Here is a 24,594-nt window from a genome sequence, read left to right on the forward strand (position 1 = left end):
TAATAATCTACAAAGTTGGCAAGCAAGCTTCAAGAACTATGTTTGTTTTTAGCACTTTTTTAAAGCGCTTGTTGGATCCAAGGCAGCATAAATTCAGCAATTTGTGGCTGTGCTTTTGCATTTGGATGGATCCCATCTCTTTGCATCAACGTACTGTCTATGACAATGGATTCCATAAAGAATGGCATCAGGGTGATTTCGTGCTCTGCTGCGAGTTCTTTATAGACATTGCTAATTTGTGATGCATAGCGGGGACCGTAGTTAGGCGGCACCATTATCTCGCTTAACAGCACTTTTATCTGTTTTGTCTTTGCAAGTTCTATGATTTTTGTAAGATTATCTTTCAATTGTTTAGGAGGAAAACCACGCAGTCCGTCATTGCCACCTAGCTCAATTAAAATAACGTCAGGGCTTGCAGAGTCAAGCAGGGCGGGGAGTCTACGCAATCCGCCAGCTGAAGTTTCACCACTTACAGAGCCGTTAATGATGGTATGTTGAGGCATATTTGTTCGTAATAGATGCACCCATCCTTCATTTTCTGGCATACCATAGCTTGCACTTAGGCTGTCACCTAGGATTAATATAGGGGCAGCACTCAGTGGAAAACTGCTGAATATAAATAATATGACAAAACCACATAGTCGGTTTTTAAGGTTAAAGAAGGGTTTTATGTCTGAAAATAGCGCCATAACAGTAAGCCACCTAATTAAATCGGTTAATACTCAAGAGGGAGAGTTGACTATCCTCAACGGCATTAATATGGATGTCAAGCAGGGGGAGAGTGTTGCGATACTTGGGCCGTCGGGTTCCGGTAAGTCAACGTTGCTTGGATTACTTGCTGCGCTGGATTCTCCCAGCCAAGGATCCATTCTACTTGATGGCGTGGCGCTTGAAACGTTAAATGAAGAATCTAAAGCGGCACTTCGTAAGCAGAAAGTGAGCTTTATCTTCCAATCCTTTATGTTGGTCGATACCTTAAACGCGCTGGAAAACGTCATGTTACCTGCAGAGTTGGCCGGGATTGCTAATGCCAAAGAAAAGTCTCAGGCGATGCTAGAACGTGTTGGATTGAGCCACAGACTTAATCATTTCCCTAATCAGCTATCTGGCGGTGAGCAGCAGCGTGTGGCAATCGCCCGTGCATTTATCTGTGAGCCAAAAGTATTATTTGCAGATGAGCCAACGGGGAACTTGGATTCAGCCAACAGTGATAAAATCGCTGATATGTTGTTTGAACTCAACCGTGAGAGTGACACCACACTCGTGCTGGTGACTCACGATATGATTTTGGCAAGTCGATGTCAGCGACAGTTCATTATGGATTCAGGTAACTTAAGCGAAAAGATAAGTGAAAAACCAACGGATAAACGAGCAGAAGATACTGAACTAGAAACGGCAAAGAATGCTGTGAATGAAGAGGCAAGTTCATGGAGCTAAAACTGGCATGGAGGCTGTTTAAGCGAGAATTGTCTCAAGGACAACTGTTGCTGATCATTCTTGCTATCACCCTAGCGGTGCTATCGGTAACCGGATTAGCTTCTGTCAGTGAACGATTGCAGCTCGCGATTAATGGGCAAGCTTCAAAATTCATTGCTGCTGACAGGATTATTAACTCACCCAAAGAGATCGATCCCGCGGTTTTAGCTATCGCTGACAAGATAGGCCTTGCTCGTGTTACCAGCATGCAGTTTAACTCCATGGTATATGCTGGGGATGAATTCCAACTGGTGACGGTAAGAGCCGTTGAACAAGGCTATCCACTCAAAGGCAATATTGAGCTCAGCACTGGGATAGCTCAAGGGCTGCCGAGCGCAGACGATATTTGGTTTGAAACCCGATTAGGCGGTTTACTTGGGTACCCGCAACAGATTGAAATTGGTAATGCTAATTTTAACTTATCCAATGAGATTATCCGTCTACCCGATGCAGGATTTAACCCTTTTGCATCCTCTCCTGTGGTGTTGATGCGGATTGAAGATGTGGCTAAAACACAAGTTATCCAGCCGGGTAGTCGCGTGACATACCTTTACCAATTTGCAGGAGATGCTGCAAAGCTAGAAGCATTTGAGGTGCAAGCTAAACCGCTACTCAATACCAGTCAGCGCTGGGTTGATGTTCAGTCCGGTGACTCGCCAATTGCCAGTGCCGTTAAACGTGCTGAGCGCTTTTTATTACTCGCAAGCTTACTCGGTATCGCGCTTGCTTGTGCTGCCATTGGTATTGCGGCGCAACGATATTGTCAGCGCCACTATGACGTGGTGGCCATGTTGAAGACATTTGGCGCTTCAGCAAAGCAAATAAGAATTTTATTTGGCACCCATCTACTGCTAGTGACTGTTGTGGGTGTTGTTCTTGGCTTAATCGGTGGCGTTGGGCTTGATCGCACGATCACTGCATTTTTACCAGTAGAGATAGCCGCATACAATCCGCCGATGAGCAGACCATTACTGCTCGGGATCGGTACCGGTTTTATCAGTGCCTTTATGTTTTCGGCATATCCTCTAATGCGACTATTGTCTATTCCGCCATTGAGAGTGCTGCAGCGCCAACTTGAAGGTTTGCAATTAGGGATGTGGTTGCACCTCTTATTGAGCTTAAGTGCAATGGCGTTGCTCGGTTACTTGTACTCACAGAGTCTGCCATTAACGTTAACGGTAGTTGCCGCAGTATTATTGTTAGGAACTTTACTGAGTGTTTTAGGCTTCTTTATGATCCGCTTGGGTCATAGTGTCGGCATGAAAACCACTAACCCATTGCAGTTAGCATTAGCGGGGCTGCGCAGGCGTGCACGGCAAAATGCAGTGCAACTAGTGGGGTTCAGTAGCGCATTAGTTTTATTGTTAACCATTTTTGCATTGAGACAAGATCTACTAAACGAGTGGCAAAAACAGTTACCCGAAAATGCGCCCAATTACTTTTTGGTCAATATAGCGCCAGAAGAAACAGCCACTATTGCAGATTTCTTAAAACCACATGTAAAAGTCCCGCCGGTTATTTACCCGGTGATCAGAGGACGCTTAACCGCGATTAATGATGAGCTACTGATCTCTTCTGAGCAGAAGGAAGCGGGTGGTGAGGGAAGGGTTGGGATCTCGCGAGAGTTGAATCTCACCTTTCGGGACAGCATGCCAGACAATAATGAAATTCTTTCTGGTCGCTTTAATCAGGATATTTTTGATGTCTCTGTTGAATCCGGTGTTGCTGAACGTTTGGAATTAGCCTTAGGTGATAGTTTAACTTACACCATTGATAACCAATCTTTGACGGTGAAAGTGGCAAGTATTCGAGCTGTGCATTGGGAAACATTGCAGCCAAACTTCTTTATGATCTTCACAAAAGAAGCATTGGCGCCGTTTGCCTATACCTCCATGTCGAGCTTTCACTTAGAAGAGTCACAACGTGGCGTTATTTTATCTTTGATAAAGCAGTTTCCAACAGTGTCGATTATCGATGTTGGCGCAATGGTGAAGCAGTTACGCGAAATCATCGATCAAGTTTCTTTATCACTGACCTTAGTGCTGGTATTGGTGTTACTTGCAAGCGCACTGGTGATGATAGCCCAGACTGAAGCGGGAATGGCAACCCGACAACGTGAACTGGCGGTACTAAGGACATTTGGAGCATCTGGTTGGTTACTTAGAGCTGCCACAGGACTTGAATTTGCGCTACTAGGGACGATTGCGGGAGTGTTAGCGGTTATCGTTGCTGAGTTTACCTTGTACTTATTGAAAACTCAGGTGTTTGAACTCAATGTTTATATGCATTGGCCTTGGTGGGGGATAGCGCCATTGTGTGGTGGTTTGGTGGTTGCTTTACTCGGGCTTTGGAGCTGTCGACAGCTGTTAAACAAATCATGCAGTGAACTGCTTAAAGGGCATTAAAGCTCAGTGATTAATGGCGGGGATATTGTTGATTATCTTCCCGCTTTTTCTGTTGAATTAAGCCAAAGCAAACTAAAAGTTATTTAAACAGTGCGTTTAATGCACTATCAATTGTAGGGTATTTAAATTCAAAGCCCGCAGCTAACGCCCGTTTAGGCACCACATATTGTCCTTCGATTAACAAGGTCGACATTTCACCTAGCGCCAGTTTCAGTCCAAATGCTGGCACTGGAATACAGGCAGGGCGGTTTAATGCGGCGCCTAATGCCTTGGTGAAATCTTTATTACTGACAGGCATGGGGGCGCAACCATTGAATACCCCACTGGTTTGTGGGTTGTTAAGTAAGAATTCAATTAAGCTAATTAAGTCATCTTGATGTATCCAACTCATCCCCTGTTTGCCATTGGCGATAGGCCCGCCTAGACCAAGTTTAAAAGCAGGTAACATTTTTGCTAACGCGCCACCTTGGGAACCAAGTACTAAGCCAATGCGAACAATGCAAACTCGAGTGGCTTCAGTTGCCGCATTTTGCGCTTCTTGTTCCCACTTGTGACACACTTTATGAGTAAACTCTGCACGACTTTCTGAGCTCAGTTGCAGTGTTTCATCAATATGTCGTGAGCCCTGACTACCATAGTATCCAACGGCTGAAGCGGTAACGAATGTGCTTGGTGGGTTATTACTTGCGAGGATCAATTGGGCCAGCTTGGCTGTTATTGACCATCGGCTATGGCATATTGATTTTTTTTGCGTGTCAGACCACCTTTTTCCCGCGATGGGTTCGCCTGCGAGATTAATCAGCGCGTCAAAACTGTCTAGGTTCGCTAATCCATCTAGAGAACTAAGGTAGTGATGATGCGTCCCTAGACGCTTAGCGGCATGCTCAGGGTGCCTTGTCAGCAACGTCAGTTGATGATGACTTAACCGTTTTACAAGCTGAGTACCAACAAATCCACTGGCACCAGTAATCAATATATTCATAGGCTTTTGTTTTTTAAGGGCTCTTAATAGAGTTTACGTTAGTTAAGGCAAATAGGATCTATCGTTTTGTCTTCTTAGCCAAAAATAGTTCTATTGCTGCGTATTAATGCCGTTTGTTCAGGTAATGAATAACCATAACCTCTTAAACTCCAGCGCCTTAAACTAAAGCGGTGATTTTTATAAAAGCATGCGATAATTCAGAAAATAATTTATCTTGTTACTGTTGCTCGTATTATTAACTCGCCTAAAAGCGTTGAGTTGTTGGTGATACTTGGCACATTTTTATAGTTACTGTTTAGTCGCGTTATGGTTTTTTACATTTGAAATACAAAAGCCGCGATATTATTAATCAACAAGGATTTTTTAATGACCCGATTTGAGAATCAAGGCGTTGCATTTAAAGGGTTTGCCATCTTTGCATTTATTGTGGTGATCCTCGCGGGGATCAAGACGGCAAGTCCGATTGTTGTTCCGTTTGTATTATCGGTATTTATTGCCGTGATCTGTAACCCGATGATTAGTTGGCTTACCCGTCATCGTGTCCCAAGAGGGGTCGCGGTATTAATGCTAATGGCATTTATTGTCCTGATGGGTTTGTGGTTGGCGTCTATAGTCGGGACCTCTATCAATGAGTTTTCCACACAATTACCTTTTTATCGTGATCAGTTAATTGAGCAATTTTCTTGGATTGTCGACAAATTGGCCACGCTCAATATTCAGATCTCTAAAGAACAAATACTGGCTTACTTTGATCCTGGTGTAGCATTGTCAATGACCACCAATATGCTGACTGGTGTTGGCAGCGTCATGGCTAATCTGTTCTTAATCATCTTAACCGTTGTGTTTATGTTGTTTGAATCTAATGGGTTTTCAAAAAAGATGCATTTTGCACTTGATGATCCCGATATGCGTTTACAGCAAGTTGATCGTTTTTTGAATTCAGTCAATCAATACATGGTGATTAAAACCTTGGTGAGTTTAGCAACTGGACTCATTGTTGGCGTGGGCTTATACATCATTGGTGTCGATTACGCATTGTTGTGGGGCGTGATTGCTTTTCTGTTCAACTATATTCCAAATATTGGTTCTATTATTGCCGCCATTCCTTCCGTATTGCTAGCCTTTATACAAATCGGCCCAGGTGCTGCAGGCGCCGTTGCTTTGCTGTATTTAGGGACTAACGCGGTTATGGGCAACTTAGTTGAACCCCGATACATGGGACGCGGTCTTGGCCTGTCGACTTTGGTCGTTTTTTTATCATTAATATTTTGGGGCTGGTTGTTAGGCTCTGCCGGCATGTTGTTATCCGTCCCGCTGACCATGATTGTAAAAATTGCCTTAGAGTCTAGTCAAGGCGGACGTTGGTTAGCAGTATTAATCGGTGATGATATTGCTGAAAATAACGATGATCCCGAAACCGATTTAAAGATTGAAACTAGTAAGAAGTGAGTTAGATGCAGTTATTTATTGAAGCAATAAAAGACGTTACCTTTGGTAATGATGTGAGCCGGTTATTTCATGGCCGTGGTGGGCGTTATCAAGGAGCTGAACACCTTTGCTTAGATTGGTATGCGCCAGTGGTACTGCTGACCAGTTTTAAGCCACTCAATGAGGATGAACTCTCAGTCCTCACAGAGGCTATTGAGCAACGTTGGTGTGAGCTAAAAAGTGTTGAACCAATAAATCTGGTTTTTCAGTACCGTAGTGGCGGTGAAACGCACACCGATATCCTTAAAGGTGAGGTGCCTGAAAAGCACATTGTTGTTGAAAATGGCGCTCAGTTTCAAGTCCATCTGCTACGTGGCCAAAATCATGGTTTATTTTTGGATATGTGCAATGGCCGCCAATGGGTTCGTGAACATAGCGCAGGCAAAAAAGTTCTGAATTTGTTTGCTTATACCTGTGGTTTTTCTATTGCGGCGCTGCAAGGCAAAGCAACGGAGGTGGTTAACATTGATATGAGCAAAGGCTCACTATCGATAGGTAAGCAAAATCACATGCTAAATAATTTTGGTGCTGGGGCGCGCTTTCTTGGACATGATATTTTTAAGTCCTGGGGAAAGTTAACCAAGCTTGGACCTTACGATATTATTATTGCGGATCCACCCAGTAATCAAAAGGGCAGTTTTGTCGCGACAAAAGATTATGCACGCCTGTTAAAACGTTTGCCTGATCTGTTGGCACCTGATGGCGACATTCTATTATGTTTAAATGCGCCTGAGCTGAGTATTGATTTTTTGAAAGAACAAGTCGCTAGCTACAGCCCGAGTCTGCAGTTTTGTGAACAGATGGCTAACCCTGCTGTCTTTGAAGATATTAATCCTGATAAAGCACTAAAAGTATTGCGGTATAGACAACAAGAATAACCATTTATTTCTAGTTGTCAGGATAGAAGAAAATAAAGTAAACAGGCCAAACATGTGTTTGGCCTTTTTTATGGCTGAGCCTAATAATTGAGTCGATCACTCAGTGCTGATTGCCCATGAGACTCAATGATCTTGGCGATATTATGTCGTCCTCTATGCTTGAGTACCGAGATCTCATTGATAAGCGTACCTTGTACATCTAAAGGGATGCTCATTTTTTCCATAAACATATATATCGACAAATCATCATCTTGATCAAATAACTCGACTAGCTTTCCTGCTTCATAGTCAATTAATGCATTCATTATAATCAACCTCTTGACTGGATAGCATCTGCGATGCCATGTACTAATTGATAGCAGTAGTTGTGAACTTTAAGTATATTTTTTATTCACGTTAAAAATGGTTTTTAGTGCTGTAAGGAATAAAAAAGTGAAAGACTTTCACCTTTAGTAACGGGAATTGGCGTATTTATGGCGACTTTAGGGCTAATTAAGTAGATCTTACCGCTCAAACTGAAAGTTTTCTGTAAGTGATGGTTGAATGCTGTTACAATCAGCATCAGAAACACGGCATAGTTGGCATGTTTTAAGAAAGGCAAAATGTCACACTATTGATGACATGCTTTTGTACCCTACACCTAAATCAAAGATCCGGAGTTGTTATGGAAGTTCAAGAATATGAAGGCGCATATTATCAACTACAAGACGAGATGTTAGAGTCTTTACCTGTTAAAATGGACGAAGAAGCATTTTTGGATTAGGAAAAATCACTGAATAAGCCTATCCGTTATAGGTTTTATCAAGATGAAATAGCAACCAGTGGGTTGCTATTTTTGTTTGTAGAACTAACACCTAACCATTAACGTTTCTCTTTTCTGGCACCACTTCGGTAATAATCCATTTTCCTTTGCGCTTATTCAAACGTAAGGTTCTGTCATCAACCCAAAATTCCCCGCCACGCAGCCCTGTGATCTTGACGATGACAGTGACATCTTCAGTGGTTTTACGAAAGAAATCGATATCGACTTCATCGACTTCCATTCTGACGTCAGTCAATGATAGATTGAGTACATGCCGTTGCACTGAGGCGGCAATATAATAGTGGGTAAGGATCTCTTTCATTGGATCATCAACAAACAGTTTTGCTTTTTCGACGTCACGTTCGACGTAGATAGCATTTAAGAATCCAAGAGAAGACAGCTCAGGTGTGCGCATAGAGGGGACGGATGCATCGGCTAGGATAGAATCGCTATCCGTATAGTCACAAGCAGAAACAGCGAACAGCGCAATGATAACAAGAAAGTATTTCAACATAGATAGCTATTATTAGTATTTCTAGCAGTATCACGATTCTCCAGCCTTAACGCAAGATTTTAGTGCGATTCTCCAGCCTTAACGCAAGATTTTAGTGCGATACTCCTTGCATTAAGGATGTGTTCATTCAGTGGCTATTCAAAGCTCTGGAGACCCGCTGGGAACTCAACGCTAATCGTTATCCTCGGCTCTGGCATTCAGGTAATAGCTTCATATGTTACTCGCGGTATTGTTATTCTAGCTTCGCTTATCTATGGCACCTCCGGTTTGAAAAATATTCAGTCATTCTTCCCTGTACATGCGACATCCTTTATCAGACCTCAATAGATATTGGATATGTTTATTTAGACCCCAGTCGTTGGCTATAAATGAACAAAATAGACTGTTCAATGCGATATCAAACATTCTCTGTGTGGCAAGTAATGGTTTGAACTTCAATTTAGGGACAGCGTTCGAGATCTCACTTCTGCTTTTGCATTGAAAGCTTGAGTATTTCTAAATAGACCACATTTCCATGTAATTGGTATTAGATCGCAGTCAAAGCTTGACCTAGATAAAGATCTCAGGCATATCTGTATAGATAACTTATAAAGGTTATCCACAGAATCTGTGGACAAGTGTGTTGAAGACTATTTTTTGTTTACTTAAGTCTTTAATATATCTATCAAAAACAGACTGGTCATTTTTTGACGCATTTCTGCTGTGTTCACAATTCAGTCTCCAAATTCTCGCTTTGCACCGCCAGACAACAGCTAATACGATCGCATCGATCCTAATTCGGTTGATTTCAAACCAAAAAAAAGCCTGCATCAGCAGGCTTTTTTAGTATTGTAGTATTAGCTTTCGTTTTGCGCAGCTTGAATTGCGGTTAAAGCAATAGTGTAAACAATATCATCGACGAGTGCGCCGCGTGATAGATCGTTTACTGGCTTTCGCATACCTTGCAGCATAGGACCAATTGATATCAGGTCTGCACTTCGTTGAACCGCTTTATACGTCGTATTACCTGTGTTGAGGTCTGGGAATACAAATACGGTTGCTTGACCTGCTACAGGGCTGTTTGGTGCTTTAGAACGAGCAACATTCGGCATCACTGCAGCGTCATACTGTAAAGGTCCATCAATCACTAAGTCTGGACGTTTTTCTTTGGCAATACGTGTTGCTTCACGTACCTTATCAACATCTGAACCGGTTCCTGAACTTCCCGTTGAGTAGCTGATCATCGCAACGCGAGGCTCAATACCGAATGCAATTGCTGATTCAGCAGACTGAATTGCAATATCAGCCAATTGCTCGGCACTAGGATCAGGATTGATCGCGCAGTCACCATAAACGAAGACTTGATCTGGCATCAACATAAAGAAGATAGAAGAGACTAAGTTTGAACCCGGTGCTGTTTTGATTAACTGTAGCGGCGGACGTATGGTATTAGCGGTAGTGTTCACGGCACCAGATACAATGCCATCAACTTCGCCTTGCGCCAACATCATAGTACCGAGCACCATGTTGTCTTCTAATTGCTCTTTAGCAACGACCTCAGTCAAACCTTTATTACGTCGAAGTTCAACCATAGGCTCGACATAGCGGCTACGTGCTGACTCAGGTTCAATGATCTCGACACCTTCACCTAAGGTTACGCCTTGCTGAGTGGCAATACGCTCAATCTCTTCGCGATTACCCAGTAGAACACAACGTGCAATACCACGTTCAGCACAAATGCTGGCAGCTTCAATTGTTCTAGGTTCATCACCTTCAGGTAAAACAACGGTTTTACCTGCAGCACGAGCAAGCTCTGTTAACTTGTAACGGAACGCAGGTGGCGATAAACGGTGCTCACGTGGTGAGTTCTTCGTTACGCTTTCTACCCAGCTCTGGTCTATATGCCCGGCAACAAATTCTTGAACCTGTTCAATACGGACGGCATCATCAACGGGCACTTCGTGATCGAAACGCTGTATGTTAAGCGATGTTTGCCAAGTATTGGTGTCAATCAGGAATACAGGTAAGCCTGTTTCGAACGCTTGCTCACAAAGCTCCATAATTTGCGGTTCTGGCTCATATCCGCCCGTTAGCAAGAGTGCGCCAACTTTGACACCGTTCATTGAAGCAAGACATGCTGAAACGATAACATCACTACGATCGCCTGAAGTGACGAGCAACGAATCGGTTTTAATATGGGTAACCATATTTGGAATACTGCGGGCACAAAAGGTCACTTTACGCATACGGCGGGTGTGCATTTCACCCGCATTGATGATTTTGGCGCTTAAGTGCTTTGCAAGATCTGATGCGCGAGGTGCGACGAGATCAAGGTTGTAAGGCACACTGCCTAAAATTCGAATTTTGCTCTTACCTGGAAGTTGAAACATGCTTGCTGCATCAGCGCGCTGAATATCATCGTTGGTAAAGACTTCAGATAAGTCTGGGCGAGCACGACCTTCGTCATCAACGGGGGCGCCAATTTTGTTGATAATGGCACCAATGAGACGTTTATTTTTATTCCCACCCCATGAATTATGTGAGATCTCTAGGCGGTTCATCAGCGCAGTCGCACTTTCATTACCAGGAGTGGCGACAAAAATCACATCAGCATCTAATGCTTTAGCAATCGCATGGTTCACGTCACTTGAGAAAGGGTGGTTACGAGTTTGCACTAAGCCTTCGACAATAATGGTCTCAGTATCGTCTGTGCATTCAGTTGCACGAGCGATAATCTGCTCCATTAATACGTCTATTTTATCAGCACGAATGAGGTTTTCAGCATGAGCCATATCGAATGGTTCGAGTGGATTAACCGTGGGTGACTTGCTTAAGATGGTGGTTGAACGTTCGGGCCCACGATCCATTGGACGTTGTTGGGCTATCGGCTTAAAAAAGCGAACCTTAACACCGTGACGCTCAAGCGCACGAACCATACCTAAACTAATAGATGTTAACCCTACACCAGTCCCTATAGGGATGAGCATAATGTTGCGAGACATAAATACCTCTTGAAACTCGAGAACGCCACAAAAGTATGGCATTAGAAATGTTGTTTTGAGCTGCGAAGCTATCTAGCTTGCAGCTCAAGATGAAAATAGATAGGTCGGTACTATTTAATTAGCGCAACAGAATCTTGTGCGATAACCCACTCTTCATTTGTTGGGATCACCATCGCGACAGGACCTTCATCTGTGGTTATTTTACCTTGCTTACCAAAACGGGCAGCGGTGTTACGCTCGTTGTCGACTTTAAAATTGAAAATAGCCAATAAGCTAAGCACTTTCTCACGAATGAGATCAGAGTTTTCACCAATGCCGCCAGTAAATACCAGTGCGTCAAGACGCCCTAAAGGCACGGTGTAAGAAGCGATATACTTAGCTAAGCGATAGCAGAAAATCTCAAGCGCAAGTGTGGCGCCTTTATGGCCTGACTCATATCCTTCTTCAATGCCGCGGCAATCGTTAGTCAGCTCAGATATACCCAAAAGGCCACTTTGCTTGTTCATCAAGTTGTTCACTTCGTCAGGCGTATAACCCAATTTATTGATCAGATGATATACGATAGAAGGATCAATATCACCACAACGAGTGCCCATGACCAGACCTTCTAGAGGTGTTAGGCCCATAGAAGTATCTACACTCTTACCACCTTTAATCGCAGTAACAGATGCACCATTACCGAGGTGGGCACAGATAATATTAGTATCAGAGATCTCTTTGCCGAGTGCTTTAGCCGCTTCACGGCTGATGAATAAATGACTTGTGCCATGAGCACCATAGCGGCGTATACCGTGTTCACGATACAGTTTGTATGGCAGAGCATAAATGTAAGCATGTTCTGGCATCGTTTGATGAAAAGCCGTATCAAATACTGCCACCTGTGGAAGCTCAGGAAAAGAAGCCAGAGAGGCACGAATACCAATTAAGTGAGCAGGGTTATGAAGAGGTGCGAATACAGCACTTTCTTCGATACCTTTTATTACGGTTTCGTCAATGATCACCGATTGAGTGTATTTTTCCCCCCCGTGAACGATACGATGACCAATCACTTGGATTTTTTCGGCAATTTGTGGATATTCACCCAAAATATTTTTGACAATATACTCGACAGCTTCTCTGTGTGCGGTAAATGCACCTAGGTTAGCTTCGTGTTTCTCACCGCTTACTTTCCATTTGATTCGAGAATCTTCTAGCCCAAAACACTCGGCCAGACCAGAAATTTGGTCATCACCAGTTAGCGCATCAATAACCGCAAACTTAAGAGATGAACTACCACAGTTAAGCACTAATACCAGTTTATTTGACATGTTTAAACCTTTCGCAATAAGTAATGAAATCGTTTGATTCACTGTTTAATAATAACTTCTATGGCAACTATAGGCCGAAGTCGTAAAATGTGCCCTGTAAAAAGAGCTAAAATCTGTTGCTTACCCGGCATAGAGCCTTGGGGCAAGCTGAGTGTTTGTGCTAGAGTTAGGCTTGTTATTGATTCTTATAGGAGCCATTTTTGAGCATTTATGTTCTCAAAACCCTAGGTGAAGGCCGTCGTTATATGAAGACTTGGCCTATGGTTAGACAACTGAGTTTTTACTTTCCTGAGTATCGCGTTATGCGCGCCACTCAAATTGCTTTGCCATTAATGCCGTTTTTGGCCATATTGGCGGGTGCAAGTCAGTTATACCTGCACGGTTGGGATTACCTACCTCAGGCAATCACCATTGCTTTGTTCTTTATTAGCTTACCTATTCAAGGTCTGCTTTGGTTAGGTTGGCGCTCTCGCCATCCCTTGCCGTTATCTTTATTTGACTGGGGTAATCAGTTATCAACAAAACTGCTGCAAATGGGGGTTAATTGTCGACCCTTAGGCGCTAAAGCTTGCTACTTCGATATGGCGCTTATTCTAAAAGCGGCATTCGAGTGTTTGGATGCAAGTTATTGGGAAGAGCTTTAGCTTTTGTTTGCTTTTATTGCTGAACGTAAGAACATTTAGTAAATGGCATTAATACCCATATCGATGAAGACTTGCTTTATCTGTTCCATTGTTTCAGAACTTGGAGGCGAGATCTGGCTGAGTTCATACTCTTCACCCATCGCTTCCCATTTATGTTTACCTAACTCGTGGTAGGGCAGTAATTCTACTTTCTCAACATTGCTCATTGGCTTAATAAACTCAGCCAGCGCTTGTGCAGATGGAATGTCGTCTGTAAATCCACCGACAACTACATATCGAATCCAGGTTTTTTTACCACGTTTGTGCAAATACTCGGCAAACTGCAACGTACGTTGATTACTCACTTTTGTGAGGTCGATGTGCTTTTTGTCGTTCATCTGTTTTATATCAAGTAACACCAGATCGGTATTATCGAGTAACTCATCAATGACTGGCGTATATTTACGCACGAATCCATTGGTGTCTAAGCAGGTATGAATACCTTCTTTTTTACAGGCTTGAAAAAGCTCAGCAACGAACTCAGCTTGTAATACAGCTTCACCGCCACTCGCCGTGACTCCACCACCACTGGCTTCAAGAAAAGGTCGATAGCTAATGATTTGGCTCATTAGCTCATCGACTTTAATTTCATTACCGCCGTGTAGATCCCAAGTATCGCGGTTATGACAGTATTGGCAACGCATTAAACAACCTTGCATAAAGGTGATAAATCTTATGCCGGGTCCGTCAACAGTACCAAAGGACTCTAGGGAATGAATTCGACCTATTACTGCCATTTCTGCTCCTTGTAAGGCTGGTGCAACATTGTGCTACGCCAGCCTAATCGACACTAAATCTGCTTACAGACCTTTAGTAAAGGTACGTGTGATAACGTCTTGCTGTTGCTCAGGGGTTAGCGAGTTAAAGCGCACTGCGTAACCAGAAACACGGATGGTTAGTTGAGGATACTTATCTGGATTAACCACGGCATCTTCAAGCATTTCACGGTTCATCACGTTAACGTTGAGGTGTTGACCACCTTCACGGCTATCGTTATGGGCAAAGTAACCATCCATTAGTGCAGCAAGGTTGGCTTTACGACCATCTTCATCTTTACCTAACGCATTAGGTACGATAGAGAAAGTGTAAGAGATCCCGTCTTGTGCATGAGCAAATGGTAGTTTAGCAACTGATGTTAAAGAAGCGATAGCGCCTTTTTCATCACGACCGTGCATTGGGTTTGCGCCTGGAGCAAAAGGTGCGCCTGCTGGACGTCCATCAGGTGTGTTACCTGTCTTCTTACCGTAAACCACGTTAGAGGTAATGGTTAAGATAGACTGAGTCGGGATCGCATTGCGGTACATCTTCATGCTACGGATCTTAGCCATAAAGCGTTCAACAAGGTCGGTTGCTAAATCATCAACGCGTGCATCGTTGTTACCAAATTTAGGATAGTCACCACTGATGTCAAAATCGACAGCAATGCCGTTTTCGTCACGAATTGGTTTAACAGTACCGAATTTAATGGCTGAAAGTGAATCAGCAGCAATTGATAGACCCGCAATACCACACGCCATAGTACGACGAACATCTCTGTCATGAAGGGCCATAAGTGCAGCTTCATAAGAGTACTTGTCGTGCATGAAGTGAATAGCGTTCAATGCAGATACATATTGCGTTGCAAGCCAGTCCATCATGGTGTCTAAACGACCCATAACATCATCAAAGTCTAAAACTTCATCAGTGATAGGCGCGTACTTAGGACCGATTTGAGTCTTAAGTTTTTCATCAACACCACCGTTGATTGCATAAAGCATTGTCTTAGCAAGGTTGGCACGAGCACCGAAGAACTGCATGTGCTTACCAACAACCATAGGGCTTACACAACATGCGATAGCATAATCGTCAGATGCAAAATCTGGACGCATTAGGTCATCGTTTTCATATTGGATAGCGCTAGTATCAATCGATACTTTAGCCGAGTACTTCTTGAAGTTAAGCGGTAACGCCTCTGACCATAGAACCGTAATGTTTGGCTCTGGGCTAGGGCCCATGTTGTACAATGTGTGTAAGAAACGGAAGCTAGAGCGAGTCACTAGTGTACGGCCGTCAAGACCCATACCCGCGATTGACTCTGTAGCCCAGATTGGGTCACCAGAGAATAGCTCGTCGTATTCTGGCGTACGTAGGAAACGTACCATACGTAGCTTCATCACGAAATGGTCAACCATTTCCTGTGCTGCTTGCTCTGTTAGTACACCCGCTTCGATATCACGTTCGATAAAGATATCGAGGAAGCTTGAAGTACGACCAAGTGACATTGCCGCGCCATTTTGGCTCTTAACAGCTGCAAGGTAACCAAAGTAAGTCCACTGAATAGCTTCTTTAGCATTAGTGGCTGGCAAAGAGATATCGAAGCCATAGCTTGCAGCCATCTTCTTCATCTGGCCAAGCGCTTTATGCTGCTCTGCAATCTCTTCACGAAGTTGCATAGTGTAAGACAAGTTCTCGCCAGTTTCGAAGTCAGCTTGAAGCGAACCGAATTGAGCAAACTTATCTTGCATTAAATAGTCGATACCATATAGCGCGATACGACGGTAGTCACCAATGATACGGCCACGACCGTAAGCATCAGGTAAACCAGTTAAAATCCCAGACTTACGACAGCCCATGATTTCAGGGGTATAAATGTCGAAAACACCTTGGTTGTGTGTTTTACGTAACTCTGAGTAAACATACTTGATGTTTGAGTCCAGCTCACGGCCATAAGCAGCACAAGAGCTTTCTACCATGCGGATACCACCGTTAGGCAACATTGCACGCTTAAGCGGTGCTTCTGTTTGTAAACCAACAATGGTTTCTAAATCTTTAGTGATGTAACCCGCTTCGTGAGAGGTAATTGTTGATACTTTATCTGTATCAAAATCAACAGGAGCGTGAGTGCTGTTTTCTTGCTTAACACCAACCATCACTTTATCCCAAAGTTCGGTCGTGGCTGCAGTCGCTTCTGCTAAGAAAGACTCATCGCCCTCGTAAGGAGTGTAGTTAGCTTGAATAAAATCACGCACATTGACTTCAGTTTTCCAATCGCCTGACGTGAAACCTTCCCACGCGTTTGCAAACTGTTCAGTTTTTTCGGTCATCGTACTGTTACCTTTTGTTTGGGATAAAGGGTATTGGGTATCGGCTTTGCCTTAATACACCAATAGCTATTTTAAAACGCCTCTTTAACTCTATCGCTAAGAAGCGCGCGGAAGTGAGCACACTCCTCTGAAATCTGTTTGGTTGTCTTCATCAGTAACATCGTAATGCTTTGGATGTTAACTTTATAAATTGGTAAGACCAATTAACCATTCGTATATTAGCATGGCAGTCAGTATGCTGCACCTTTATCAAAGTGGAAATCGTTCATAAATACTAAAAGTGTTAACAAGGCAGCATTTTCTGAACAATTTAATGTTTGCATCCTTTTACGATGTCAGGTATTCGAGAGTTGGTCCGATTTTCGCAAGTAGATTTGTATTATCAATATTTGCTTTGATACTACTGGTTGATAAAACTAATGATGAGTATCAAAGATGTTGATAAGGATTATAGATGAGAAAATGAGGAAGAGAGCGGAGGACTCTCTTCCTTATTATAATTTAAAGCAGTGCCGGTATACCTGTGATCATACCAACCGCTAGCATCGCAGCCAGACAGATAATAAACGCTAACCCTGGGATAACGATACGGTCAGTTACCGACAGTGATTTGGCGCGTTCTTTATCACCGATTAGACCATTGTTGTCTAAGAACATGGTCAATGCCCATGCTAATACTGGGTTTGCCACAAAGGCGGCAAAGATACATATACCCGCGGCTTGGCTGTTTTTAGTGTTTTTCACCATCTGCATACCCGCTTCAAGTAATGGTAAAAACACGCCAACTAAAAGTGCAATCGACATGACAGGACGCCAGACGGTGATATCCATCGGATAACCAATGACTGCGACAGCGATACACATAATGCCGAGCAAAATAGCACCCGCTGGAATAGGACGCTTAGCAATCGCAGCAGGGATCATATAGGTCCCCCACGATGAGGTGATATTACCGCCACCGACTGCAGTTCCGACAATTTGACGTAGAGAACAGGTTGTCATTGTGTCATCAACATCCATCAATACTTTCTCAGAACCCTTTGGATAGTTGAGCTCTTGGAAAATTCGGTGTCCCAGAAAATCTGGTGACCACATCGCCACAGCGAGAATGGCAAACGGTAATGACGCGATGAAATGTTGGAGGTTAGGTAAGCCTAACTGCCAGCCATATTCAGTTGAGCCCCACCAATACATAGGGTTTAAATTTGGGATGCCTGGTTCAGTTACAAACTGAAGGTCTAGCCCAGCGCCAAGTGCAAAAGCCAGTATTATTGCGGCAATTGAACACAGTGGAATGGCTAGCCAGCGTTTACCTATTTTAGCGAGGTAGGAGTAGAGGATGACGTTGGCTAATAAAATAAAGAAAGCGACATAGCCTAGGCTGTAATCTAAAGCATGTTTAGCCTCAAGTCCGCCAGCCCAATCAAATAATGAGGTTATTTGACTTTTAGCACCCATAAAACCTAAGAAAACGAGCAAGCCACCTGCCACGCCACTGCTGGTCAAGTTAACTAACTTAGACCCGCCTTTAAAGTAACTAAGAATGAGGCCAAATACACCGAGCAAAATGGCTAATGCCAGTGGATGAGCTCCTGCTAACGCGATAGCACCAATCAAAGGGATCATTGGTCCATGATTACCGCCGAGATTGGCTCGGGGATTAATAAATCCTGAGCTAATAATACAAAAGAGTAGGGCCGGAATAAGCATTTCAACCCGCACGACTTGGATAGCAAATTCAGCTCCCAAGTTGACGTGTTCCCAACGAGCTGACAGACCTGAGGCCCATGCCGCCATAACCGCTGAGTACATTACAGTGATACCTATAGTACCTGCAATGGCAGGGACTAAGTCTTCCCATTCGAACCTAAAGTCTCTACCTGGGAGATTAAGCCCCCAACGCTTTGGCTTCATGATTTTTAGCTCATTATCCAAATACTCTTCGCGGGTATTGAACTCTGATGCTGGTCTGTGAAGTGCTTGGTAGCTCTGTTCAGAGCCATCTACTGCTTCATTCTTTACTGATTCAGGCATAATTTCTCATTCTCCGAGAAGAATTTAGGTGATTCATCGGGATTCGTAACTGCTTTTGGGTATTCCCTGTGAATTAACAACTTGTGTCGCAATAAGTGTAGTCGACTTCAAGCCTTTGTTAACGCTTCTGTAACGACCAAATATTAGGCATTGTTACTGCTAAATGGGGGTTACAGTGATAATCCATTACACAATGTAAATTGGTCTGACCAATTTACCTCGCAAATATTAACATAGCCACCAAGGTACAACATCAAGTATCAAAGTTATTGAATGTGCTGTTTGGGTAATTTGAGAGCAACTTAACAACTTATAAAGTGATCACTAAACAATCGAATAATAGGCATGTAATTTGCCTTAGTGTCTAGATCAATAAACGCGACAAAAACGCTTAAATTATAACCGTCAGTAAAGTTATCTTGCTACGGAGCAATCATAGTCACAATAATTGGACGTTTGTCACACCAGATTTAAAGCTTGGTGTGATCTATGCCCGTTTTAGTGTTGATTGAGGAATTCTCGAGATCTATCGATAACCGTAAAATGGCTTATTCATGTGCTTGAAATTGACTCAAATCAACTGAATAGATAGCACTGTTTATACACGTCACTTATTACTCTTGTTAACCTTTAATCAGCGATTGATGATCCTTTTTTCTTTGTTGTTGTTTTTTATATCCTCCGAAATAATACAGAGCAATAAATAAATTCTAATTACATACAATGACTTATGTTGGTTGTTGCTGTTTTTTACAATTTTAACAACTCTATTTTGTTGACTTTTCATATCAATAATAATGATAGCGACCATCATTATTACCCAATTTTATTGGGCGTGTTATTAGGTTAATTTTGTTCTCAGACCGAGAGAAGCGATGGATTAACAGGAGAATTTAATGAATGTAGCGCATATTAAGTTTAGTGACGTAAAGGCGAGGGGGAAGCATGACTGCACATAGTCAACCAAAGCTCATTCCTTTAACGCACCAAACGGAGACGACAACGAGCCCGGTGAATGCTGCAACGCCAAGTTTATACCAGCAAGCTGAAGGGTACGGTACAGATAAAGTGATTAAAGCCAAATGGGAATCCTTTGGTTTAGCAATATTTGCTGGTGCATTTATCGCATTGGCTTTTGTGTTCTATATTACGGTCACAACAGGCAGCAGCGGGCCCTGGGGGCTCATTCGACTAGCGGGAGGACTGGCTTTTAGTCTTGGCTTAATGTTGGTTGTGATCTGTGGTGGAGAGCTGTTTACAAGCACTGTATTGAGCAGCGTGGCTTGGGCACAGAAAAAAGTATCAAGTACGGACTTGCTTAAATGTTGGGCACGAGTCTACGCAGGAAATTTTGTGGGTGCGATGCTGATGTTGTGCATGATCGTTATCGCAGGCATGCAAAATTTGAACGACGGACAATGGGGTCTCAACGCACTTAATATCGCGCAACACAAGCTACACCATGGTTGGTGGCAAGCATTTGTATTGGGTATGTTGTGTAACATGTTGGTGTGTCTAGGTGTGTGGATGACATTCGCCAGTAAAGATGCATTAACTAAAGCAATTCTTTTGATGCTACCTGTCGCCATGTTTGTGAGTAGTGGCTTTGAACACAGCATTGCAAATCTGTTTATGGTCCCTCTCGGTATCGTTATAGCCCAATTTTCTGATCCAAGTTGGTTCGAAGCACTCAATGTGACGCAAAGTCAATTTGCAGACCTTACTATAAATCATTTTATTATCAATAATTTAATACCAGTGACTTTGGGCAACATTGTCGGCGGTGGCCTATTTGTTGGTTTGGGATATTGGTTAATAGAAAAGGCCGATCCAATAGCAAATCAAAGAACTACGTCTTCAAATAAACAAGCCTGCTTAGCGGAAGTTATTGCGTTAGCGACTTTTGATACTCAAATCGAAACCCCATTAGCAAAACAAGCAGAAGCAGAGTCTTCACTGATTGAGAGTAACAGCCATTCTCATCTATTCCCCGGAGTAAAAATAATGCCAAAAACAATTCAAAGACTAAATGTAAGCGATCTTATGAACCCTACGCCATTCACTCTCACCGCGGATCTTTCTGTGTATGAAGGGCTTAAACAACTATCAGACAGCGCTAGTCGTGGCGCTCCCGTAGTCAACGAAAAAAAGCAGCTACTTGGGTTTATCTCACAGCAGGATCTGTTACGTAGTTTATGGTCTGAAGAATTTGTCCGTGGTATTAGCTTTAAAGTCGGTGACTTGATGCAAACCCAAGTATTAACAGTCTCGCCTTTAGATGCTGTTGCTGACTTGATTGAGTTAATGGTGGTCGATAGAAGCAAGCTATTCCCAGTCAATGATAGTGCTATGTTGATAGGCAATACGTTTAAAAGCTATGAAGAGCGGCTACGCGGGGCGAATGCTAGCAAGCCAAGTGTCTTCCCTGTTGTCGATGAGGGCGTGTTATGTGGCGTTATCACCCGAGAAGATATCGCACAAAAAGTGTGTGATCTTTACAAGTTTTAAGTTTGTTTGATATATATACCCGTCCTACCTGAAGATGCAGGATTCAGTGGGAGTTTAATGGGGTTTAATCAAAGCATTGATTGCAAGTAATGGTCGCTCCCTTGATAAAATCAATAATGTAGAGTAAACCCCATTAAAACCCATCGCTGAAGGCGTTGTGCAAGCCCACTTCGTTGTTGCACTAACTTAAAAGGGAATAACCATTTCTATATTAATGCGTCTAGAATTGAACTCGCACACCGCCTCTGAAACGAGCATCTTCAAGTAGAATGGGTATAGAGGTGCGATGAACCATTGCACCTCTTTGTCTCTTTCGTCGTTAACGGGGGCTTTTTGATGACAGCTTGTGGCGGCTAAGACGCCTAGCTTCTGTGATCACGCAATCTCTTAGTGGGTTTTCACCTGAATCATTGCGCCAAACAAATGAAAGGTGACGCTGCATATTGAGTTGCGGTGTTAATAAAACAACTAACTCGCCACTCGCTATCTCTTTTTCTACATCTAAGTAGGGCAGGCTACTTAAATAAGGGCCATTTTTCACAAGCGCTTTGAGTACCGAGACATATTCATACTCCTTCCACACATGCAGCTTTTCAATGATCCCATGAATAGCACCCTCAAAAATACGCCGAGTTCCGGCACCTTGTTCGCGCAGTACCCATTTGGCTTGTTCTAGCTGCGCTAAGCTTGCTGATTTTGACTTGGCATAAGGGTGATGCGGTGATGAAACCACCACAAGGTGATCATCTAACCATTGCTCTTGGTGAAGACGACTGTCGTCGTTTCGTCCTTCGATTATGCCAAAGTCGTATTCATAATTAAGTAAGCCTTCGATCACGTTTTCGGTGTTCTCCACCATCAAGTCAATTCGTAGTTCTGGAAAATCGGTATCAATTTTACTTATAAGTTCAGGAAGCAGATGCTCTGCGGCGGTTTGACTTGAACAAATCCTAAATCTTCCACTTATAAGGTGTTGTTCGTGAAGGCCTAATTGAATCTGTTGCGCATCTTGTAGCAAGCGTCTGGCTTTTGGCCTAAGCCAGTTGCCCCAGTGGCTTAGGGTGAGTCTGTTCCCTTGGCGAATGAAGAGTGGTCGACCTAGCAAATTTTCTAACTGTCCTAGTGACATACTCACTGCTGACTGTGTCATAGACAATTTTCTTGCCGCCGCGCTGACGCTTTCTAAACTGGCAACAGCATCAAAAACCATGATTTGCTTAAGAGAGTACTTCATTATGTATATTGTTTTCCCTAACTGAAAATTTGCCAAATGGAAACTATCAATTTTATTGATGATCTATAAAGCCTGATTTTAGGGGGGGATCTTTAGGGACACAAGCTAAGTTGGGTAACGGTTTGAAAAACTTAGAGACGGCTCACTCTTCTAAATATAGTGTGCACCCAAATAGTACCATCTGATTAAATGTTTGTGTGTTGACTGCTTTTCAAGGTGAGCACTGAGATGGGGGAATAGCCAGTGCCTTGCTTGTTAGTATGAAAGCTTCATCAGTAAATCAGTAAGTTATCTTATGTCGCCAATAGTGGCGTTTTTTACAGCGTGTAAAGTAACGGTTTAAACATTTATCAAGATATGAGTTAAGTAACTGGTTACTCTGGCTGGTGCCGATTGTAAATATTGATTAGAATCGGCCATCGCACGACTTTAGTGTCGTCATCCCGCTTCTTATATTTAACTCAGGCTGTGTGCTTTCATGAGATCGTTATCAACCACTGCATTGTTATTAACCCTTGGTTATTTTGTTTTATGGTGCCTAGGGCCTTTGTTACTAACGGAGTATGGCTACTGGTACGGCTTACCTATTTGGTTCTGGTTTTCCTGCATTTTGGCGCCACTGATGCTAATCATTTTTTTGGTGAGAACACTAGGGAAAACCAATGACTAGTTTATTACCGGTTTTGCTTTACTTAGTAATGAGCCTGTTAGTGACACGCTTTTGGAGTGCTCGTCAGTCACGTAGAACTGATGAGGACAGTGGACTCTATACTGATAAGGCAAAGCGATTTTTTATCGGCGGCGCATTTCTCAGTGGACCATTACTCGCATTAACCTTAGTGGCCACTTATACCAGTGCGAGTTCATTTATCGGCGGTTCTGGTGCTGCTTATAAATATGGACTTGGATGGGTGTGGTTAGCCCTTATCCAAGTGCCTGTCGCACTATTAACCTTAGGCGTGCTGGGCAGTCGATTTTTGGCGATGAGGCGACATCAACATGTGACCCTCATTGAGTGGTTGGATGCACGTTTTCAAAACCCTTATTTAAGTACTTTTGCAATGGTCAGCTTAGTGGTTGGTTTTATTGCCATGATTTCGGTGCAGTTTATTGGTGGCGCTAGGTTACTCTCAGGCGTTACGGGAATAAGCTATGAGCTTGGCTTAGTTATTTTCGTTTGTACGGTATTAGCTTATACCTTAACAGGGGGCTTTAGGGCGGTGGTATTAACCGATGCCTTGCAAGGTATTGTCATGTTGTTAGGGCTGTTTATCCTGTTGCTGGTGATATTGTCGCAGCCGCAACTACCGGAAAAAATGCAGCTACTCACTCAGCAAACCCCAGCCTTGTTTAGTCCCCACAGTATCGATGACTTTTTATCTTGGCCAATGATGTTGTCGTTTTGGTTGTTGATCTGTTTTGGCACCATGGGCTTGCCACATACCGTTGTGCGTTTGTTGGCGGTAAAAGATAAAGCCTCATTAAAAACCGGGATCATTTGGGGCACCATCATTTGCTTCTTTATGACGTTAATTCCACATTTATGTGGCGTGCTTGGCCGGGCTTTATTTCCTGATTTGAGTGTGCCAGACAATATTATGCCGACACTCATGTCAGGTTTGTTACCGCCATTAATCGCGGGCACATTACTGGCAGCCCCTATTGCGGCAGTGATGTCGTCGGTTGACTCGATGTTACTGCAATCAGCGACCAGTATTGTTCGAGATGGAATGGTTAAAGTGATGCCAAACCTATCAGCGACAAAGCAAGTCTGGTTGACTCGCTTTGTGATGCTGTTAATTACCCTCAGTGCTTGTTACTGGGCATTGAGCCCACCCGATATGATTGTTTGGATTAACTTGGCGGCCTTTGGCGCCTTGCAAGCGGTATTCTTATGGCCGATTGTGGCTGGGCTTTATTGGCCTTCTATTACTGGAAATAGTGCGCTGGCGGCAATGGTAAGTGGCATGTTGAGTTATCTGCTATTACAAAATCAAACGCCTTTGCCTTATCAGATCCACCCCATTGTGCCTGCGTTATTATGTTCACTGATTTTCATGTTAATGGTACAACAACTGACATGCTATTTTGCGCGAAAGCAATCGGTTGCATGATAATGCTACCAAATGCTGCTTACCGCGCGGATGATGCATAGATAAAGGCTCCACATTGGTTTATATTTGCAGCCAAATAACAATAATATGGCTGTAAAATGAATC

17 protein-coding genes are annotated in these 24,594 nt (G+C 43.2%); 7 read left to right on the forward strand and 10 right to left on the reverse strand.

Annotated features, from left to right (window positions below):
* Positions 1 to 59: 59 nt before the first annotated feature.
* Positions 60 to 689: an arylesterase gene (locus CXF83_RS10870; protein WP_101092119.1), complete on the reverse strand. Its 630-nt coding sequence runs from the start codon at positions 687 to 689 to the stop codon at positions 60 to 62.
* Between CXF83_RS10870 and CXF83_RS10875 the strand changes: the two genes are divergently transcribed.
* Both CXF83_RS10875 and CXF83_RS10880 read left to right on the forward strand, forming a co-directional pair.
* Positions 670 to 1,437, forward strand: coding sequence for an ABC transporter ATP-binding protein (locus CXF83_RS10875; RefSeq protein ID WP_101092120.1), 768 nt, complete (start codon positions 670 to 672; stop codon positions 1,435 to 1,437). The two genes, CXF83_RS10870 and CXF83_RS10875, sit on opposite strands and share 20 nt — an antisense overlap.
* On the forward strand, positions 1,428 to 3,881 hold the full coding sequence (locus CXF83_RS10880; protein ID WP_101092121.1) for an ABC transporter permease: 2,454 nt from the start codon (positions 1,428 to 1,430) through the stop codon (positions 3,879 to 3,881). The genes CXF83_RS10875 and CXF83_RS10880 overlap by 10 nt, the downstream gene beginning before the upstream one ends.
* Positions 3,882 to 3,960: 79 nt before the next feature.
* Here CXF83_RS10880 and CXF83_RS10885 read toward each other — a convergent pair whose 3' ends face one another.
* A complete protein-coding gene (locus tag CXF83_RS10885) occupies positions 3,961 to 4,863 on the reverse strand; it encodes a TIGR01777 family oxidoreductase (protein ID WP_101092122.1) in 903 nt (300 codons plus the stop codon).
* 366 nt (positions 4,864 to 5,229) lie between these two features.
* Here CXF83_RS10885 and CXF83_RS10890 point away from each other — a divergent pair, with 366 nt between their 5' ends.
* Together CXF83_RS10890 and CXF83_RS10895 are read left to right on the forward strand one after the other, a co-directional pair.
* A complete protein-coding gene (locus CXF83_RS10890) occupies positions 5,230 to 6,312 on the forward strand; it encodes an AI-2E family transporter (RefSeq protein WP_101092123.1) in 1,083 nt (360 codons plus the stop codon).
* Between the two features lie 5 nt (positions 6,313 to 6,317).
* Entirely contained in the window at positions 6,318 to 7,229 is a 912-nt protein-coding gene (locus CXF83_RS10895) for a class I SAM-dependent methyltransferase (RefSeq protein ID WP_101092124.1), read from the forward strand.
* 80 nt (positions 7,230 to 7,309) lie between these two features.
* On the opposite strand, the gene CXF83_RS10900 is transcribed toward CXF83_RS10895, so the two are convergent.
* The 4 genes from CXF83_RS10900 to ackA all read right to left on the reverse strand — a co-directional run bounded on the left by CXF83_RS10900 (position 7,310) and on the right by ackA (position 12,833).
* Entirely contained in the window at positions 7,310 to 7,534 is a 225-nt protein-coding gene (locus CXF83_RS10900) for a hypothetical protein (RefSeq protein WP_101092125.1), read from the reverse strand.
* A gap of 549 nt (positions 7,535 to 8,083) precedes the next feature.
* On the reverse strand, positions 8,084 to 8,545 hold the full coding sequence (locus tag CXF83_RS10905; protein ID WP_180961070.1) for a hypothetical protein: 462 nt from the start codon (positions 8,543 to 8,545) through the stop codon (positions 8,084 to 8,086).
* An 836-nt stretch (positions 8,546 to 9,381) separates the two neighbouring features.
* The gene (pta, locus tag CXF83_RS10910) at positions 9,382 to 11,526 is read right to left on the reverse strand and encodes a phosphate acetyltransferase (RefSeq protein WP_101092126.1); all 2,145 of its coding nucleotides are present in this window, start codon (positions 11,524 to 11,526) and stop codon (positions 9,382 to 9,384) included.
* Between the two features lie 110 nt (positions 11,527 to 11,636).
* Complete coding sequence (ackA, locus tag CXF83_RS10915; RefSeq protein ID WP_101092127.1) at positions 11,637 to 12,833, reverse strand: acetate kinase; 1,197 nt, start codon at positions 12,831 to 12,833, stop codon at positions 11,637 to 11,639.
* Positions 12,834 to 13,033: 200 nt separating this feature from the next.
* On the opposite strand from ackA, the gene yfbV reads away from it, so the two are divergent.
* Positions 13,034 to 13,477 (forward strand): terminus macrodomain insulation protein YfbV, encoded by a 444-nt coding sequence (gene yfbV / locus CXF83_RS10920; RefSeq protein WP_101092128.1) that lies wholly within the window; start codon positions 13,034 to 13,036, stop codon positions 13,475 to 13,477.
* 35 nt (positions 13,478 to 13,512) lie between these two features.
* Here the strand turns inward: yfbV and pflA are convergent, their stop codons facing one another.
* The 3 genes from pflA to CXF83_RS10935 form a co-directional block, all read right to left on the reverse strand.
* Positions 13,513 to 14,253: a pyruvate formate lyase 1-activating protein gene (pflA, locus tag CXF83_RS10925; protein WP_101092129.1), complete on the reverse strand. Its 741-nt coding sequence runs from the start codon at positions 14,251 to 14,253 to the stop codon at positions 13,513 to 13,515.
* A 63-nt stretch (positions 14,254 to 14,316) separates the two neighbouring features.
* On the reverse strand, positions 14,317 to 16,599 hold the full coding sequence (gene pflB, locus CXF83_RS10930) for a formate C-acetyltransferase (RefSeq protein ID WP_101092130.1): 2,283 nt from the start codon (positions 16,597 to 16,599) through the stop codon (positions 14,317 to 14,319).
* 501 nt (positions 16,600 to 17,100) lie between these two features.
* Complete coding sequence (locus CXF83_RS10935; protein ID WP_101092131.1) at positions 17,101 to 18,633, reverse strand: DUF3360 family protein; 1,533 nt, start codon at positions 18,631 to 18,633, stop codon at positions 17,101 to 17,103.
* Between the two features lie 945 nt (positions 18,634 to 19,578).
* Between CXF83_RS10935 and focA the strand changes: the two genes are divergently transcribed.
* The gene (focA, locus tag CXF83_RS10945; protein ID WP_101092133.1) at positions 19,579 to 21,141 is read left to right on the forward strand and encodes a formate transporter FocA; all 1,563 of its coding nucleotides are present in this window, start codon (positions 19,579 to 19,581) and stop codon (positions 21,139 to 21,141) included.
* A 319-nt stretch (positions 21,142 to 21,460) separates the two neighbouring features.
* On the opposite strand, the gene CXF83_RS10950 is transcribed toward focA, so the two are convergent.
* Positions 21,461 to 22,375, reverse strand: coding sequence for a LysR substrate-binding domain-containing protein (locus CXF83_RS10950; protein WP_101092134.1), 915 nt, complete (start codon positions 22,373 to 22,375; stop codon positions 21,461 to 21,463).
* 662 nt (positions 22,376 to 23,037) lie between these two features.
* On the opposite strand from CXF83_RS10950, the gene panF reads away from it, so the two are divergent.
* On the forward strand, positions 23,038 to 24,489 hold the full coding sequence (gene panF / locus CXF83_RS10960; protein ID WP_101092136.1) for a sodium/pantothenate symporter: 1,452 nt from the start codon (positions 23,038 to 23,040) through the stop codon (positions 24,487 to 24,489).
* The last annotated feature ends 105 nt before the right edge of the window (positions 24,490 to 24,594 follow it).

Source organism: Shewanella sp. Choline-02u-19, from assembly GCF_002836205.1.
Lineage (GTDB): Bacteria > Pseudomonadota > Gammaproteobacteria > Enterobacterales > Shewanellaceae > Shewanella.